Genomic DNA, 17430 nt, shown 5'->3' on the forward strand with positions numbered 1-17430 from the left:
TTTTACAGCCCTTGGCGTTTATCGCGCCGGGGCTGCCTTAATTGGCCCTACCAATTGCGCCTGCTTTTTCTCCGCGCTTCACAGATTCATTAAATCTCGTCACACCTCCATTGCCACTCCGCAACATTTAGATAACCATTCGTTATCACAAACCCTACACAACTGTACTGGCAGGGCCACTTTTACAAAACTTGTGAGGCAGAGCTAAGCGCAGACTTATCGCTCACCGGTTTTGCGGTGGTTCTCAGGAGACCTGCATGAATCTCTGGCAACAGAATTATGACCCGGCTGGCAACCTCTGGCTTTCCAGCCTGATCGCATCGCTGCCGATCCTGTTTTTCTTTTTCGCGCTGATAAAGCTCAAGCTGAAAGGCTATGTTGCGGCCAGCTGGACCGTCGCCATCGCCCTTGCCGTGGCGCTGCTGTTTTACGATATGCCGGTGGATAACGCGCTGGCCTCGGTGGTGTATGGCTTTTTCTATGGCCTGTGGCCAATAGCCTGGATAATCATTGCCGCCGTATTTGTGTATAAGATTTCCGTCAAAACCGGTCAGTTCGACATCATTCGTTCTTCCATCCTCTCTATTACGCCGGACCAGCGCCTGCAAATGCTGATTGTCGGCTTCTCTTTTGGCGCATTTCTGGAAGGGGCCGCAGGGTTTGGCGCGCCGGTGGCGATCACCGCAGCGTTGCTGGTTGGACTCGGTTTTAACCCGCTGTATGCCGCTGGCCTGTGTCTGATCGTCAATACCGCGCCGGTGGCATTTGGCGCGATGGGCATCCCGATTCTGGTTGCCGGCCAGGTGACCGGGCTGGACAGCTTTGAAATCGGTCAGATGGTTGGCCGCCAGTTACCGTTCCTGACCATTATCGTGCTGTTCTGGATCATGGCGATTATGGACGGCTGGCGCGGGGTGAAAGAGACCTGGCCTGCGGTGCTGGTAGCGGGCGGTTCGTTCGCCATTGCCCAGTATCTGAGTTCTAACTTTATTGGCCCGGAACTGCCGGACATTATCTCGTCACTGGTTTCGCTGGTGTGCCTGACGCTATTCCTTAAACGCTGGAAGCCGGTGCGTATTTTCCGCTTTGGTGATATGGGTGCCTCGCAGGTTGACCTTGATTTGCAGCGCACGAAATACAGCGGCGGGCAGATCCTGCGAGCCTGGTCGCCGTTCCTGTTTCTTACCGCCACCGTGACGCTGTGGAGCGTGCCGCCGTTCAAAGCAATGTTTGTACCGGGCGGTGCCCTGTACGACTGGGTGTTTAATCTCTCTGTGCCGCACCTCGATAAGCTGGTTGCACGCATGCCGCCGGTGGTCAGTGCCGCCACGCCTTACGCAGCGGTGTATAAATTCGACTGGTTCTCCGCCACCGGCACCGCCATTTTGTTTGCGGCGATCCTGTCGATTATCTGGCTGAAGATGAAACCCAGAGAGGCGGTTAGTACTTTTGCCAGCACGCTGAAAGAACTGGCGCTGCCGATTTACTCTATCGGTATGGTGCTGGCGTTCGCCTTTATCTCCAACTATTCGGGGCTGTCGTCGACGCTGGCCTTAGCGCTGGCGCACACCGGCAGCGCGTTCACCTTCTTCTCGCCCTTCCTCGGCTGGCTGGGTGTGTTTCTTACCGGTTCAGATACATCGTCGAATGCACTGTTCGCCGCCCTGCAAGCCACGGCAGCCCAACAGATTGGCGTTTCGGACGTACTGATGGTGGCGGCCAATACCACCGGCGGCGTGACCGGGAAGATGATTTCGCCGCAGTCGATCGCCATTGCCTGTGCGGCGGTGGGCCTGGTCGGTAAAGAGTCGGATCTGTTCCGCTTTACGGTAAAACACAGCCTGATTTTCACCTGCATGGTGGGGGTAATTACTACACTTCAGGCATATGTCCTTACGTGGATGATCCCATGAAAGTGTTACCCAGACGCCTGACAGACGAGGTCGCTGACCGCGTGCGGGCGCTGATTGCAGAGCAACAACTGGAAGCGGGCATGAAGTTGCCCGCCGAGCGCCAGCTCGCCGTGCAGCTTGGCGTATCGCGCAATTCATTACGCGAAGCGCTGGCGAAGCTGGTCAGTGAAGGTCTGCTGTTAAGCCGCCGCGGTGGCGGCACGTTTGTGCGCTGGCAACATGAAGACTGGTCGGAGCAAAACATTGTCCAGCCGCTGAAAACGCTGCTTAATGACGACCCGGATTACAGCTTCGATATTCTGGAAGCGCGCCACGCCATTGAAGCCAGCACCGCGTGGCATGCGGCAATGCGGGCAACAGAAGCCGATAAAGAGAAGATTGCGCTGTGCTTTGAAGCCTCGCAGTCGGACGACCCGGACCTGGCGTCGCAGGCGGATGTGCGTTTCCATCTGGCGATCGCCGAAGCCTCGCATAACGTAGTACTGCTGCAAACGATGCGCGGTTTCTTCGATCTGCTGCAATCGTCGGTAAAACAGAGCCGCCAGCGCATGTATCTTGTGCCCCCCGTTTTCGCGCAGCTTACGGAGCAACACCGCGCCGTGATGAATGCCATTCTTGAGGGCGATGCCGACGGTGCGCGCCAGGCGATGATGGCGCACCTCGCTTTCGTCCATACCACGATTCGCCAGTTCGACGAAGAAAGAGCCCGCCAGGCGCGAATTACCCGCCTGCCCGGCGAGCAGCACACTCATTCGAGGGAGAAAAAAGCATGATTATTTCCGCAGCCAGCGACTACCGCGCGGCGGCAAAACGCGTACTGCCGCCATTCCTGTTCCACTATATCGACGGCGGTGCCTATGCCGAATATACGCTGCGCCGCAATGTCGAGGATTTATCACAGGTCGCGCTGCGCCAGCGGGTGCTGAAAAATATGTCCGACCTCAGTCTCGAAACCACGCTGTTTAATGAAAAATTGTCGATGCCCGTCGCGCTTGCGCCGGTAGGGCTGTGCGGCATGTATGCCCGACGCGGCGAAGTGCAGGCCGCTGGCGCGGCGGATGCGAAAGGCATTCCGTTTACGCTATCGACGGTTTCCGTCTGTCCGATTGAAGAAGTGGCCCCGACGATCAAGCGCCCGATGTGGTTCCAGCTGTATGTACTGCGCGATCGCGGGTTTATGCGTAACGCGCTGGAGCGCGCAAAAGCGGCGGGCTGTTCAACGCTGGTATTTACTGTCGATATGCCCACTCCCGGCGCGCGTTATCGCGACGCCCATTCCGGCATGAGCGGGCAAAACGCCGCCCTGCGCCGTTACTGGCAGGCAGTTACCCATCCGCAATGGGCATGGGATGTCGGCGTTAACGGGCGACCGCACGACCTGGGTAATATTTCGGCCTATCTCGGTAAGCCAACCGGGCTTGAAGACTATATTGGCTGGCTGGCGAATAACTTCGATCCATCCATCTCCTGGAAAGACCTCGAGTGGATCCGCGAGTTCTGGGACGGCCCGATGGTGATCAAAGGGATCCTCGATCCTGAAGACGCTCGCGACGCGGTGCGTTTTGGCGCGGACGGCATTGTGGTTTCTAACCACGGTGGCCGCCAGCTTGATGGCGTGCTCTCTTCGGCGCGGGCGCTGCCAGCAATTGCTGATGCGGTGAAGGGCGATATTACGATTCTGGCGGACAGCGGGATCCGTAACGGTCTTGATGTGGTGCGTATGATTGCCCTCGGCGCGGATTCGGTTCTGCTCGGTCGCGCGTATCTGTATGCGCTGGCGACCCACGGCCGCCAGGGCGTGGCGAATCTGCTGGATCTGATTGAGAAAGAGATGAAAGTGGCGATGACGCTGACCGGCGCGAAATCTATCCGTGAAATCAGTAAAGCGTCCCTGGTACAAGCGCAGAGCGAGATCCCTGCCGCGCTGGCACCGCTGACGCACGGCGACGCGGCGTAAGAAAAAATCCTCTCGCCGCCCTGGGCGAGAGTGCTATTCTGCCCCCGCTATTAAGGGGGCTGCATGCTTAACATTGTTTTATTTGAACCAGAGATCCCACCCAATACCGGGAATATTATTCGCCTGTGCGCTAACACCGGCTTTCGCCTGCATATTATCGAACCGATGGGTTTTACCTGGGATGATAAGCGCCTGCGCCGGGCCGGGCTGGATTACCACGAATTTGCGGCTGTGCAGCGCCATGCTGATTACGCAGCGTTTATTGCCGCCGCACAGCCGCAACGCCTGTTTGCGCTCACCACCAAAGGCACGCCTGCGCACAGCGCTGTCAGTTTTCAGGATGGGGATTATTTGATGTTTGGCCCGGAAACCCGCGGCCTGCCCGCGACCATTCTTGATGCGCTGCCGCCGGAGCAGAAGATCCGTATTCCGATGATGCCGGACAGCCGCAGCATGAATCTGTCAAATGCGGTGTCAGTGGTGGTGTATGAAGCCTGGCGCCAGCTCGGTTATTCCGGCGCGGTGTTGCGCAGCTGATGAGGTAGTTGGTGTGGAATTGCCGGATGGCGCTGCGCTTATCCGGCCTACGGGTAGTATGGCAAATGCATCAACCTACCGCGCTTTCTGGCGAGTAAAATAGCCAGAAATTAGATGCCGTCGCCGTATTCAAACCCGTTATTAACACCATTAAAGTGCTGATCCATATCCATCGCCGGTTTATCGCTTTCGGGTTTACCGACGATACGCGCCGGAACGCCTGCGGCGGTGGTATGCGGCGGCACCGGTTGTAACACCACGGAGCCCGCGCCGATTTTCGCGCCGCGACCCACTTCAATATTGCCGAGGATCTTCGCCCCGGCGCCAATCATCACACCTTCGCGGATTTTCGGATGGCGATCGCCGCTGGTTTTGCCGGTCCCGCCAAGGGTGACCGACTGGAGAATCGACACGTCATCTTCAATAACAGCGGTTTCACCCACCACAATGCCGGTGGCGTGGTCGAGCATGATGCCGCGACCGATTGTCGCCGCCGGGTGAATATCCACCTGGAAGCTGACCGACACCTGGTTTTGCAGAAAAATCGCCAGCGCCTGGCGGCCTTGATACCACAGCCAATGACCAATGCGGTAAGCCTGCAATGCGTGGAAGCCTTTCAGATAGAGCAGTGGCGTCGAGTATTTATCTACCGCCGGGTCACGCGTGCGCACGGCCTGGATATCACAAGCGGCAGACGCAATCATCTCCGGATCGGCCGCGTAGGCCTCTTCCACCACTTCACGAATGGCAATTGCGGGCATGATGGGCGAGGCCAGTTTGTTGGCCAGCATATAGCTCAGCGCGCTGCCAAGGTTTTCATGCTTGAGTAAGGTTGCGTGATAAAAACTGGCCAGCATGGGTTCACAGTCCGCCAACGCGCGGGCTTCGGCTTTGATATTGTTCCAGACCAGATCCAGTTCTTCACACGGCATTACATACTCCAGACGAAATAACAGGAAGGCTGGTCTTTGCCAGCCTCAACGTGATGTTTAAGAAATCCCCAGCGAACCGCCGGTTATTGCTCTTCCTTACGCGCACGGCCCAACAGGGTCAATGCTGCCTCGCGCGCATTTTTTCCGCAATACAATACCTGATAAATTTCCTCGGTTATTGGCATTTCGACACCAAACCGCTGCGCCAGGGCGCGCACTTCTTTGGTATTGCGGTAGCCTTCAACCACCTGACCAATCTTGTCCTGGGCACCTTGCACATCCATACCCTGACCCAGCATCATGCCGAAACGGCGATTGCGCGACTGGTTGTCGGTACAGGTCAGCACCAGATCGCCCAGGCCTGCCATGCCCATAAAGGTGGCAGGATCTGCACCGAGCGCCGCGCCAAGACGCGACATTTCCGTCAGGCCACGAGTGATTAACGCCGTGCGGGCATTTGCGCCAAAGCCGATACCGTCAGACATCCCCGCGCCAATCGCAATCACGTTTTTCACCGCGCCACCAAGCTGCACGCCGATGAAATCCGGGTTGCTATAGACACGGAAACTTTTGCCGCAGTGGAGAAGCTGCTGAAGATCTTCCGCAAATTGCGGATCGGTGGAAGCCAGCGAAATTGCCGTCGGCAGTCCCGCCGCCAGCTCTTTTGCGAATGTCGGGCCGGAAATCACCGCCAGCGGGATCGTCGGGCCTAAAATTTCACGCGCCACGTCCTGTAACAGACGCCCGGTTTCCGCCTCCAGCCCTTTTGTCGCCCAGACAATGCGCGCGTCATCACGCATCAGCGGTTTGATTTGCGACAGCACATCGCCAAAGACATGGCTGGGTACGACAACCAGAATGTTACGGCTGGCAGCCAGCGCACGGGCGAGATCGCTCTCAAGCTGGAGCGTGTCGGGAAAAGGCACATCGGGGAGAAACGCCACGTTGCAACGATCGTGTTGCAGCGTCGCGATATGTTTTGGGTCATGGCCCCACAGCACAACCGGGTGGCCATTTCTTGCCAGGGTGATGGCAAGAGCGGTGCCGTAAGAGCCGGCACCGATCACAGTCATTGCAGCATTAAGTGCGTTCATCAGGCATCCTGATGTTCTTCGGCACCTTCGCCAGTCTGCTGTTGCAGGTAGTTCATGAACAGCGCATCAAAGTTGACCGGTGCAAGGTTCAGTTGTGGGAAAGTACCGCGGGAAACCAGGCTGGTGATGCACTCGCGGGCATACGGGAACAGAATGTTCGGGCAGTATGCACCCAGGCAGTGCGCCATCTGCGTTCCTTCGATACCGTCGATGGAGAAGATACCGCCTTGCTGAACTTCGCACAGGAAGCCGGTTTCTTCGCCCAGAGAAGCGGTCACGGTAACGCGCAGAACCACTTCATAAACGCCTTCTGCCAGCTGTGTGGAGGCAGTATCCAGATCCAGTTTTACTTCTGGCTGCCACTCTTTCTGGAAAATATGTGGCGCATTCGGCGCTTCGAAAGAAATGTCTTTCGTATAGATACGCTGAATCTGAAAAGTCATTTCGGTGTTGTTTTGTTCGGACATAAGTGCATAACCCCTAAGTGTTGTAGTGCTTTAAAAGCATTAACGTAACAGCGGATCCAATCCGCCACGCGCATCCAGCGCATATAAATCGTCACAGCCACCAATGTGCTGCGCATCAATAAAAATCTGCGGAACCGTGGTACGGCCACTACGTTGAATCATCTCTTCACGTTTTACCATGTCGCCATCGATTGGCAGCTCAGCAAAATCAACGCCTTTGCTGGTGAGCAGCGCTTTTGCGCGATGGCAAAACGGACAGGTTGCTTTAGTGTAGATTTCGATATTGGCCATAACTCTTCTCCCATTTCACCCTGTGGGCCGCAGCCCACCGGGAAAATTATTTACCGCGAACTAACGGCAGATTTTCGCCGACCCAGCCAGAGATACCCTCTTTGAGCACGAAGACTTTCTCAAAACCCGCTTTCACCAGCTCATTTGCCGGGGTCTGCGCCTGCATGCCGGTACCATCAACAACGATAATCGGCGCGCTTTTACGTTTTTCAAGCTCACCTACATTATTGGCTTTGATCTCGCCTGGCAGCAAATTCACAGAGCCTGCGATATGACCTTTACGGAAATCATCACGCTGACGTAAGTCCACAACCACCGCATCTTCTTTGTTGATAAGGTGAGTGGCCTGGCCGCGAGAAATCACTTTCACTTTCGACGCCATGCCTTTGAAAGTAGTGAATAATACCGCGCCGAACAACGCAATCCAGCCGATACAGAGTATCGGGTTGCGTCCAATAAATTGCATAATTTCTTGCATCTGGGGTAACAACTCCCGACTAAGTGATTAAAAACCAGCAAGGAGTATACCTGCGCAGGGTGGCAAATACAGCCAGCGAGCACGACGGAATGCATTTTCTGCGGCGCGTTACGAAAAAAATGGATAAACCTGTGCAAAACACTCCCCTGCCTGGCCGCTTTCTTTGATCTTCTGCGGCTATTTGATCGATTCAGCTGTAGTAAAGTTACGCAAAATTTTTTGTCTTCAGAGCATGAGGTTGTCGCAATGTCGGTTTCTAAAAAACCTATGGTACTGGTGATTCTGGATGGCTATGGCTACCGTGAAGACCAGCAGGATAACGCAATTTTCAACGCAAAAACCCCGGTCATGGACCAACTGTGGGCCAACCGCCTGCATACCTTAATTGACGCATCTGGCCTTGAAGTCGGTCTGCCGGATCGCCAGATGGGTAACTCCGAAGTGGGGCACGTCAACCTGGGCGCAGGCCGTATTGTTTATCAGGATTTGACCCGCCTGGACGTTGAAATCAAAGAACGTACCTTCTTTACCAACCCGGTGCTGAGCGGCGCGGTTGATAAAGCCGTTGCCGCAGGCAAAGCCGTGCATATTATGGGCCTGCTCTCCGCAGGCGGCGTGCACAGCCATGAAGACCATATTATGGCAATGGTTGAACTGGCCGCCGATCGTGGTGCGGACAAAATCTATCTGCACGCGTTCCTCGACGGTCGCGATACACCGCCGCGCAGTGCAGAAGCCTCCCTGAAAAAATTTGAAGAGAAGTTTGCCGCATTAGGGAAAGGCCGCGTCGCGACTATTGTTGGTCGTTACTACGCTATGGATCGCGACAACCGTTGGGATCGCGTTGAGCAAGCGTATGATCTGATGACCCAGGCCAAAGGTGAGTTCACTTTTGATAGCGCAGTGGCGGGGTTGCAGGCGGCTTACGCGCGCGATGAAAATGACGAGTTCGTTAAAGCGACCGTGATCCGCGCGGCGGGCCAGGCCGATGCGGCAATGCAGGATGGCGACGCGCTGATTTTCATGAACTTCCGCGCCGACCGCGCTCGCGAAATCACCCGTGCATTTGTTAATGCCGATTTTGACGGTTTTGCACGTAAGAAAGTGGTTAATCTTGATTTCGTGATGCTGACTGAATACGCCGCCGATATCAAAACCGCCGTTGCCTACCCGCCGACATCTCTGGCGAACACGCTTGGTGAGTGGATGGCGAAGAAAAACCGCACCCAGTTGCGCATTTCCGAAACGGAAAAATATGCCCACGTGACGTTCTTCTTTAACGGCGGCGTTGAAGAGCCGTTCCCGGGCGAAGATCGCATTCTGATTAACTCACCGAAGGTCGCAACCTATGATTTGCAGCCGGAAATGAGCTCTGCCGAGCTAACTGAAAAACTGGTTGCAGCCATCACCAGCGGTAAATACGACACTATTATTTGTAACTACCCGAATGGTGATATGGTCGGCCACACCGGCGTATTTGATGCCGCCGTTGCCGCCGTTGAAGCGCTGGATAACTGCATTGCGCAAGTCACCAACGCTGTGGAATCCGTTGGCGGCCAGATGCTGATCACTGCCGACCACGGTAACGCAGAACAGATGCGCGACCCGGCGACCGGCCAGGCGCACACCGCGCACACCAACCTGCCGGTGCCGCTGATCTACGTGGGTGGCAAAGCAGTGAAAGCCGTTGCAGGCGGTAAACTTTCCGACATCGCGCCGACCATGCTGTCGCTGATGGGCGAGGAAATCCCGCAAGAGATGACTGGTAAGCCGCTGTTCATCGTGGAATAATCGCTCCCCATGAGGGGAAAGGCGATTTTTTCAATTACATGGGTCGGGCTCCGACCTCTACTTTGCGCCAGCGCACTCAGCGCTGGCGCATTGCTGTGCGCCATTCCCGCCCATGCGGATGACCGCGACCAGCTCAAATCTATTCAGGCCGATATCGCCGCCAAAGAGCGCGCGGTACGCCAGCAACAGCAGCAACGCGCGGGTCTGCTCGCTCAACTAAAAGCGCAGGAACAGGCCATCTCTGCCGCTGCCCGCCAACTGCATGAAACGCAAAAGACCCTCACTCAGCTCAATAAACAAATTGATGAGATGAACGCCTCGATAGCCAAACTGGAACGCCAGCGCGCAGCGCAGGAGCGCAACCTTGCCGCCCAGCTTGATGCTGCGTTTCGCCAGGGTGAGCACACCGGCATTCAGCTAATTTTAAGCGGTGAAGAGAGCCAACGCGGCCAGCGCTTACAGGCCTATTTCGGCTATCTCAACCAGGCACGACAGGAAACGATCGCCCAGTTGAAACAGACGCGCGAAGAGGTTGCCACGCAGAAAAGCGAGCTGGAAGAGAAGCAGAGCCAGCAACAAACGCTGCTGTATGAGCAAAAAGCGCAGCAGGCGAAGCTGGAACAGGCGCGCAGCGAGCGGCAAAAAACCCTTGCCGGGCTGGAGTCCTCCATTCAGCAGGGGCAGCAGCAGCTCAGTGAACTGCGCGCGAACGAATCCCGTTTGCGTGACCGCCTTGCGCGTGCGGAAGCCGCTGCAAAAGCCCGTGCCGAGCGCGAGGCTCGTGAAGCGCAGGCGGTGCGCGACCGCCAGAACGAAGCCAGCCGCAAAGGCACCACATATAAACCCACCGAAAGTGAACGCTCGCTAATGTCCCGCACCGGCGGGCTCGGTTCGCCATCGGGCAAAGCTTTCTGGCCGGTTCGCGGCCCGTTGCTGCATCGCTATGGCGAACAGTTGCAGGGTGAGCTACGTTGGAAAGGGATTGTTATCGGTGCGTCTGAAGGCAGCGAAGTCAAAGCTATCGCTGATGGGCGCGTCATTCTGGCCGACTGGCTGCAAGGTTATGGCCTGGTGGTGGTCGTTGAGCACGGCAAAGGCGATATGAGCCTGTATGGTTACAACCAAAGTGCCCTGGTCAGCGTCGGTGCGCAGGTGCGCGCGGGCCAACCGATAGCGCTCGTCGGGAGCAGTGGCGGTCAGGGCCGGCCTTCACTCTATTTCGAAATTCGCCGTCAGGGTCAGGCGGTCAATCCACAACCGTGGTTGGGAAGATAGGTTTGCTTCAATTTCGTCGTATCGTGTTCACCTTTGCCAGCCTGCTGGCGTTCTCCTTCCCGGTGTTTGCCGGCAAACTGGCCATCGTAATCGACGATTTTGGCTATCGTCCACAGACTGAAAACCAGGTGCTGGCCATGCCACAGGCGGTTTCCGTCGCGGTGCTGCCCAATGCCACACATGCACACGAAATGGCGACCAAAGCCCATAACAGCGGCCATGAAGTGCTGATCCATTTGCCGATGGCTCCCCTCAGCAAACAACCGCTGGAAAAAGATACTCTGCGCCCGGAGATGAGCAGTGCAGAGATCGAGCGCATTATTAGCGAAGCTGTTAACAAAGTGCCGTACGCCGTAGGGCTGAATAACCATATGGGCAGCGCCATGACCTCAAGCCTGTTCGGTATGCAAAAAGTGATGCAGGCGCTGGAGCGCTATAACCTTTATTTCCTCGACAGCATGACCATTGGCAACAGCCAGGCGATGCGGGCTTCGTCAGGAACCGGTGTTAAAGTCATCAAACGCAAAGTGTTCCTCGACGATACGCAAAACGAAGGTGATATTCGCCGCCAGTTCAACCGCGCCGTAGCGCTGGCTCGCCGTAACGGTTCCGCCATTGCTATTGGTCATCCACATCCGGCAACCGTGCGCGTTCTCCAGCAAGCGCTCTCTGGCCTGCCGGAGGATATTACGCTGGTGCGCCCGAGCGAACTGCTTAATGAGCCGCAGGTAGATACTTCAACGCCAGCCCAACCGCAGCCACCTCAGCCACCGCGCAACCCGTTCCGTGGTGTGAAAGTGTGTAAAGCGAAGCAGAAGCCAGAGCCGGTTAACGCCAGCCGCTTCTTTAGTGTGGTCGGTGAAAGTATCAGTGAAAGTACGCTGATTCAGTACTTCCAGCACCAGTGGCAAGGCTGGGGCCGGAAGTAAGCCTGAGATTAATAGATTTTCAGCGCCTTGCGGGCTAGCCGGTGATGCGAAACGGTTTTGTCCCGCCATTTATACAGACGAATGGACCACAGTAGCGCCTGGTAAGCGAGTTTCACACTGCGCACGTTGCTGACCATTCTTTTAAACATCCCTGAGGTATAAATCTCCGCAATCATGCGCTTGCGAATTGCCTGATCGGATTCTTTTCTCACGGCATGGCATACACGTAAGGCTTCATAAGTAATCTGCTGATGAAACTCCGGATATATCGTTATTTTGTCAGCATAATCGCAATTAAGTTTTTCAAGCAGGCGGGTAATTTTCATGTAATGGCGTTGATAAGCCAGATTTTTCTGCCCACTGCGTTTTAATCGGCTGACGGAACAATCGTGCAGGAAATATTTATATAACGATTGTTCGGTATATCGCACACGTTTGGCGTTATACATAAATTCAGTGGTCCAGATAATATCCTGATGATGCAGTCCTGGAATAAATTCAATGCGATTTTGCTTAATTACATCGTGACGATAAACGCCCATCCAGACAACATGCGTCCAGCGGCGGCTTGCCAGCGCCATTCGTAACCAGTCTGGTCCGTTTAGCACACCGGTAGAACGAACGCGATCTACCGGTATGGATTGCCAGGTGCTGCCTGTCTGCCGATCGCACCAATCTGAGTTACATTGCGCGACATCCAGATCATCTTCCAGCGCCATTTTCATCAGCGTTTCATACATTTGCGGATAGACAATATCATCGGCATCGACAAAGGCAATGTAGTCACCCGTGGCATGCTCCAGCCCGCGATTTCGCGCCACTGACGCGCCGGCGTTGCATTGGTGGATAAGGTGAATGTGAGGGTACTTCTTTGCGTAACCCTCTGCTATTTCAGCAGAATGATCGGTAGAACCATCGTTTACGATGATGATTTCAAGCGCAGTCCAGGTTTGCGATAACAACGATTCCATGCATGGAATAAATTCATCACCTGCGTTGTAGAGAGGAATAATAACGCTAAGTTTCCCAGGGCTATTCATCATTAATTACCTGATTCATTGTCATTACGGTGACTATTATTGGCCTGCTTAAGTTAAGAAAGAATTAAGACGGACCTTTTAATTGTGTAATGTTTCTGACACGCCTTCTCCCGGTTAGTTTCATCTGATCGGAATATTAATAATTAAAGAGTAGCGGGCATGGCAGACACAGGTAATAAGACTATTGCGTAATTACGAAGGAATTATGTCAATGACAAAACTTTACAGTCAGAGGTGGGAATTAAGATTTATCGTAGGTAAAAATAAGGGCCGAATAACGACCCTTATTTATATTTTAGTTCCAACTGAGGATAACTTTACCGGACTGGCCCGAACGCATTGCATCGAAGCCTTGTTGGAAATCATCAATAGCGAAACGGTGCGTGATAATCGGTGAGAGATCCAGACCGGACTGGATCAACGCCGCCATCTTGTACCAGGTTTCGAACATCTCACGGCCATAAATGCCTTTGATAAACAATCCCTTAAAGATAACTTTATTCCAGTCGATAGACATATCCGACGGCGGAATACCTAACATGGCAATGCGACCGCCGTGGTTCATGGTATCGAGCATGGTACGAAACGCTGGCGGCGCGCCGGACATCTCCAGGCCAACGTCAAACCCTTCCGTCATGCCCAGCTCGGCCATCACATCACCGAGGCTCTCGTTAGCCACGTTCACCGCGCGAGTCACGCCCATTTTGCGCGCCAGCTCGAGGCGGTATTCATTCACATCGGTGATCACCACATGGCGCGCGCCAACGTGTTTCGCCACTGCCGCGGCCATAATACCAATCGGGCCTGCGCCAGAAACCAGCACATCTTCACCCACCAAATCGAAAGAAAGCGCGGTGTGTACTGCGTTACCAAACGGGTCAAAAATCGACGCCAGGTCGTCAGAGATATTGTCCGGGATTTTAAACGCGTTAAACGCCGGGATAACCAGGTACTCGGCAAAGCAACCCGGACGATTCACGCCCACGCCAACGGTGTTGCGACACAGGTGCGTACGGCCCGCGCGGCAATTGCGGCAGTGACCGCAGGTGATATGACCTTCGCCAGAGACGCGATCGCCAATCTTGAAGCCTTTTACTTCCTGGCCGATACCGACCACTTCGCCCACATATTCGTGCCCAACAACCATCGGCACCGGAATGGTTTTCTTTGACCAGTCATCCCAGTTGTAAATGTGCACATCGGTTCCGCAGATAGCGGTTTTACGGATCTTAATCAGCAGATCGTTATGTCCGACTTCCGGCTCCGGCACGTCGGTCATCCAGATACCTTCTTCCGCTTTCAGTTTGGATAACGCTTTCATTGCACGTCCTCAGGCGATCACACCCAGTTGCTTACCAATGCGGGTAAAGGCTTCTACCGCGCGTTCAATTTGTTCAGCGCTATGCGCCGCAGACATCTGCGTGCGAATACGCGCCTGGCCTTTCGGCACCACCGGGAAGAAGAATCCGGTGACGTAAATCCCCTCTTTTTGCAGCTCGCGGGCAAAGTTTTGTGCGATTACCGCATCGCCCAGCATCACCGGGATGATGGCGTGATCGGCACCCGCCAATGTGAAGCCTGCGGCACTCATTTTTTCGCGGAACAGGCGGGCGTTGGCCCACAAGCGATCGCGCAGTTCAGCCCCGGACTCCAGCATCTCCAGCACTTTGATGGATGCAGCGACAATCGCCGGAGCCAGCGAGTTAGAGAACAAATACGGACGCGAGCGCTGACGCAGCCACTCCACGACCTCTTTGCGCGCAGCAGTGTAACCGCCCGACGCGCCGCCTAGCGCCTTACCCAACGTGCCGGTAATAATGTCGACACGGCCCATCACGTCGCAATATTCATGCGTACCGCGACCGTTCGCGCCAACAAAACCGACCGCGTGGGAATCATCCACCATCACCAGCGCATCGTATTTATCCGCCAGGTCGCAAACGCCCTTCAGGTTGGCAATCACGCCATCCATTGAGAACACGCCGTCGGTGGCAATCAGCACATGACGCGCACCGGCTTCGCGCGCTTCTTTCAGGCGCGCTTCCAGCTCTTGCATGTCGTTATTGGCATAGCGATAACGTTTCGCTTTACACAGACGCACGCCGTCAATGATAGAAGCGTGGTTCAGGGCATCGGAAATAATGGCGTCTTCGGCACCGAGCAGGGTTTCAAACAACCCGCCGTTGGCGTCGAAGCAGGAGGAGTAAAGAATAGAATCTTCCATGCCGAGGAACCCGGCCAGCTTCTGTTCCAGTGCTTTATGGCTGTCTTGCGTGCCGCAGATAAAGCGCACCGAGGCCATGCCGAAACCGTGGCTGTCCATGCCGGCTTTCGCTGCGGCTATCAGATCCGGGTGATTCGCCAGGCCAAGATAGTTATTGGCACAGAAGTTAATGACGTGGCTACCATCCGCCACGGTGATGTCAGCCTGCTGCGCCGACGTGATAATGCGTTCTTCTTTGAACAACCCTTCCGCACGTGCGGTTTGCAGATCGTTCGTTAACTGTTGATAAAAGTCCCCACGCATCGCAATTCTCCAGACTGGGCAAATTTCGGCACATATTACCCAAAGCTATACGTTGATACGAGATGACGCGTCACTCCTTATCCATTTTGCAGCATAAATCACGCATAGCCATGCCGTTCGCCGGGGAATGGCTGAAGGGTTGGCAATGTAATGGTATGATAAAGTTATGCGTGTCTGAGATTGTCTCAACGCTCCATTTTTCAAAGGTACAGTTATGATCATCGTCACTGGCGGCGCAGGTTTTATCGGTAGCAACATCGTTAAGGCCCTGAATGATAAAGGCATCACCGATATTCTGGTGGTGGACAACCTGAAAGACGGCACCAAGTTTGTCAATCTTGTCGACCTGCACATCGCCGACTACATGGATAAAGAAGATTTCCTGATCCAGATAATGTCCGGAGAAGAGTTCGGCGATATTGAAGCGGTATTCCACGAAGGTGCGTGTTCTTCCACCACCGAATGGGACGGCAAGTACATGATGGATAACAACTATCAGTACTCCAAAGAACTGCTGCACTACTGCCTGGAGCGTGAAATTCCCTTCCTGTACGCCTCGTCCGCAGCGACGTATGGTGGCCGCACGTCTGACTTTATTGAATCCCGCGAATATGAAAAACCGCTCAACGTCTACGGCTACTCCAAAATGCTGTTTGATGAGTACGTGCGCGGCATTCTGCCGGAAGCGAATTCACCCATTGTTGGCTTCCGCTACTTCAACGTTTATGGCCCACGTGAAGGGCACAAAGGCAGCATGGCGAGCGTGGCTTTCCACCTCAACACCCAGTTGAACAACGGGGAAAGCCCGAAACTGTTCGAAGGCAGCGATAACTTCAAGCGCGATTTCGTCTACGTTGGCGATGTGGCAGCGGTAAACCTGTGGTTCTGGGAAAACGGCGTATCCGGCATCTTTAACCTGGGTACTGGTCGCGCGGAATCTTTCCAGGCCGTGGCCGATGCGACCCTCGCCTTCCACAAAAAAGGCAGCATCGAATACATTCCGTTCCCGGATAAACTGAAAGGCCGCTACCAGGCATTTACCCAGGCGGATCTGACGAATCTGCGTGCCGCAGGCTACGACAAGCCGTTTAAAACTGTTGCCGAAGGCGTAACCGAATATATGGCCTGGCTGAATCGCGACGCGTAAGTATGAAAATTTTGGTCATTGGCCCGTCCTGGGTAGGCGACATGATGATGTCGCAAAGCCTTTACCGCACGCTTAAAGCGCGCTTTCCCCAGGCGATAATTGATGTGATGGCACCTGCGTGGTGCCGTCCGCTTTTATCCCGTATGCCGGAAGTCAACGAAGCGATTCCGATGCCGCTCGGTCACGGCGCGCTTGAGATTGGCGCACGCCGTAAGTTGGGCCATAGCCTGCGCGAGCGGCGTTACGACCGTGCGTATATCCTGCCTAACTCGTTTAAATCCGCACTGGTGCCGTTTTTTGCCGGCATTCCACACCGAACCGGCTGGCGTGGCGAAATGCGCTACGGCTTGCTTAATGATGCGCGCGTACTAGATAAGCAAGCCTGGCCGCTGATGGTGGAACGTTATGTTGCGCTGGCTTATGACAAAGGTGTGATGCACTCGGCGAAGGATCTGCCGCAGCCGCTGTTGTGGCCGCAATTGCAGGTTCATGACAGTGAGAAATTACAGGTTTGCGCCACGTTTGATATCTCTGATGAGCGGCCAATGATTGGCTTTTGCCCCGGCGCAGAGTTTGGCCCGGCCAAGCGCTGGCCGCACTATCACTATGCTGAGCTGGCAAAACAACTCATTGATGAAGGTTATCAGGTACTGCTGTTTGGCTCGGCCAAAGATCACGAAGCGGGCAACCAGATTCTGGCCTCGCTGAATACTGAACAGCAGGCGTGGTGCCGCAATCTGGCTGGCGAAACGCAGCTGGAGCAAGCCGTGGTGCTGATAGCCGCATGCAAAGCTGTTGTCAGCAATGATTCTGGCCTGATGCACGTTGCCGCCGCACTCGACCGCCCGCTGGTTGCGCTGTATGGCCCAAGCAGCCCGGATTTCACCCCGCCGCTGTCGCACAAAGCGCGCGTTATTCGTCTTATCTCCGGCTATCACAAAGTGCGCAAAGGCGACGCCGCCGAAGGGTATCACCAGAGCCTGATCGACATTACGCCGCAGCGCGTGCTGGAAGAGCTGAACGGCTTGTTGCTGGACGCGGAAGGGTAATCG

Annotated in this window: 17 protein-coding genes; 9 read left to right on the plus strand and 8 right to left on the minus strand. The window is 55.0% G+C overall.

The genetic code is table 11. The features are described 5' to 3' along the window. The first annotated feature begins 257 nt into the window (after positions 1–257). The 4 genes from lldP to trmL all read left to right on the plus strand — a co-directional run bounded on the left by lldP (position 258) and on the right by trmL (position 4407). A complete protein-coding gene (gene lldP, locus Q5705_06105) occupies positions 258–1913 on the plus strand; it encodes an L-lactate permease (protein ID WLI78120.1) in 1656 nt (551 codons plus the stop codon). After that, the gene (gene lldR, locus Q5705_06110; protein ID WLI78121.1) at positions 1910–2686 is read left to right on the plus strand and encodes a transcriptional regulator LldR; all 777 of its coding nucleotides are present in this window, start codon (positions 1910–1912) and stop codon (positions 2684–2686) included. The genes lldP and lldR overlap by 4 nt, the downstream gene beginning before the upstream one ends. Continuing rightward, entirely contained in the window at positions 2683–3870 is a 1188-nt protein-coding gene (gene lldD / locus Q5705_06115) for an FMN-dependent L-lactate dehydrogenase LldD (protein ID WLI78122.1), read from the plus strand. Before lldR ends, lldD begins: the two co-directional genes overlap by 4 nt. Positions 3871–3933: 63 nt before the next feature. Next, positions 3934–4407: a tRNA (uridine(34)/cytosine(34)/5-carboxymethylaminomethyluridine(34)-2'-O)-methyltransferase TrmL gene (gene trmL / locus Q5705_06120; GenBank protein ID WLI78123.1), complete on the plus strand. Its 474-nt coding sequence runs from the start codon at positions 3934–3936 to the stop codon at positions 4405–4407. Between the two features lie 110 nt (positions 4408–4517). On the opposite strand, the gene cysE is transcribed toward trmL, so the two are convergent. The 5 genes from cysE to Q5705_06145 form a co-directional block, all read right to left on the minus strand. Then, positions 4518–5339 (minus strand): serine O-acetyltransferase, encoded by an 822-nt coding sequence (gene cysE / locus Q5705_06125; GenBank protein ID WLI78124.1) that lies wholly within the window; start codon positions 5337–5339, stop codon positions 4518–4520. An 83-nt stretch (positions 5340–5422) separates the two neighbouring features. Continuing rightward, a complete protein-coding gene (gpsA, locus tag Q5705_06130) occupies positions 5423–6433 on the minus strand; it encodes an NAD(P)H-dependent glycerol-3-phosphate dehydrogenase (protein ID WLI78125.1) in 1011 nt (336 codons plus the stop codon). Next, positions 6433–6900 (minus strand): protein-export chaperone SecB, encoded by a 468-nt coding sequence (gene secB, locus Q5705_06135; GenBank protein ID WLI78126.1) that lies wholly within the window; start codon positions 6898–6900, stop codon positions 6433–6435. The genes gpsA and secB overlap by 1 nt, the downstream gene beginning before the upstream one ends. Positions 6901–6939: 39 nt before the next feature. Further along, a complete protein-coding gene (gene grxC / locus Q5705_06140) occupies positions 6940–7191 on the minus strand; it encodes a glutaredoxin 3 (protein ID WLI78127.1) in 252 nt (83 codons plus the stop codon). A 46-nt stretch (positions 7192–7237) separates the two neighbouring features. Then, positions 7238–7669, minus strand: coding sequence for a rhodanese-like domain-containing protein (locus Q5705_06145; GenBank protein ID WLI78128.1), 432 nt, complete (start codon positions 7667–7669; stop codon positions 7238–7240). Between the two features lie 246 nt (positions 7670–7915). On the opposite strand from Q5705_06145, the gene gpmM reads away from it, so the two are divergent. The 3 genes from gpmM to Q5705_06160 are packed head-to-tail and all read left to right on the plus strand — an operon-like array spanning position 7916 to position 11664. Next, positions 7916–9460 (plus strand): 2,3-bisphosphoglycerate-independent phosphoglycerate mutase, encoded by a 1545-nt coding sequence (gene gpmM, locus Q5705_06150; GenBank protein ID WLI78129.1) that lies wholly within the window; start codon positions 7916–7918, stop codon positions 9458–9460. A 9-nt stretch (positions 9461–9469) separates the two neighbouring features. Next, positions 9470–10735 (plus strand): murein hydrolase activator EnvC, encoded by a 1266-nt coding sequence (gene envC / locus Q5705_06155; protein ID WLI78130.1) that lies wholly within the window; start codon positions 9470–9472, stop codon positions 10733–10735. A 2-nt stretch (positions 10736–10737) separates the two neighbouring features. Next, positions 10738–11664, plus strand: coding sequence for a divergent polysaccharide deacetylase family protein (locus Q5705_06160; protein WLI78131.1), 927 nt, complete (start codon positions 10738–10740; stop codon positions 11662–11664). A gap of 8 nt (positions 11665–11672) precedes the next feature. Here Q5705_06160 and Q5705_06165 read toward each other — a convergent pair whose 3' ends face one another. The 3 genes from Q5705_06165 to kbl form a co-directional block, all read right to left on the minus strand. Next, positions 11673–12707, minus strand: a complete 1035-nt coding sequence (locus tag Q5705_06165; GenBank protein ID WLI78132.1) for a glycosyltransferase — start codon at positions 12705–12707, stop codon at positions 11673–11675. Between the two features lie 292 nt (positions 12708–12999). Beyond that, positions 13000–14025, minus strand: a complete 1026-nt coding sequence (gene tdh / locus Q5705_06170) for an L-threonine 3-dehydrogenase (GenBank protein WLI78133.1) — start codon at positions 14023–14025, stop codon at positions 13000–13002. A gap of 9 nt (positions 14026–14034) precedes the next feature. Next, positions 14035–15231, minus strand: coding sequence for a glycine C-acetyltransferase (kbl, locus tag Q5705_06175; GenBank protein ID WLI78134.1), 1197 nt, complete (start codon positions 15229–15231; stop codon positions 14035–14037). Between the two features lie 214 nt (positions 15232–15445). On the opposite strand from kbl, the gene rfaD reads away from it, so the two are divergent. Together rfaD and rfaF are read left to right on the plus strand one after the other, a co-directional pair. Next, positions 15446–16378, plus strand: coding sequence for an ADP-glyceromanno-heptose 6-epimerase (gene rfaD, locus Q5705_06180; GenBank protein WLI78135.1), 933 nt, complete (start codon positions 15446–15448; stop codon positions 16376–16378). Between the two features lie 2 nt (positions 16379–16380). Continuing rightward, positions 16381–17427 (plus strand): ADP-heptose--LPS heptosyltransferase RfaF, encoded by a 1047-nt coding sequence (gene rfaF, locus Q5705_06185; protein ID WLI78136.1) that lies wholly within the window; start codon positions 16381–16383, stop codon positions 17425–17427. Positions 17428–17430 lie beyond the last annotated feature (3 nt).

Source organism: Kosakonia sp. H02, from assembly GCA_030704225.1.
In the GTDB taxonomy this organism is placed as follows: Bacteria; Pseudomonadota; Gammaproteobacteria; order Enterobacterales; family Enterobacteriaceae; genus Kosakonia.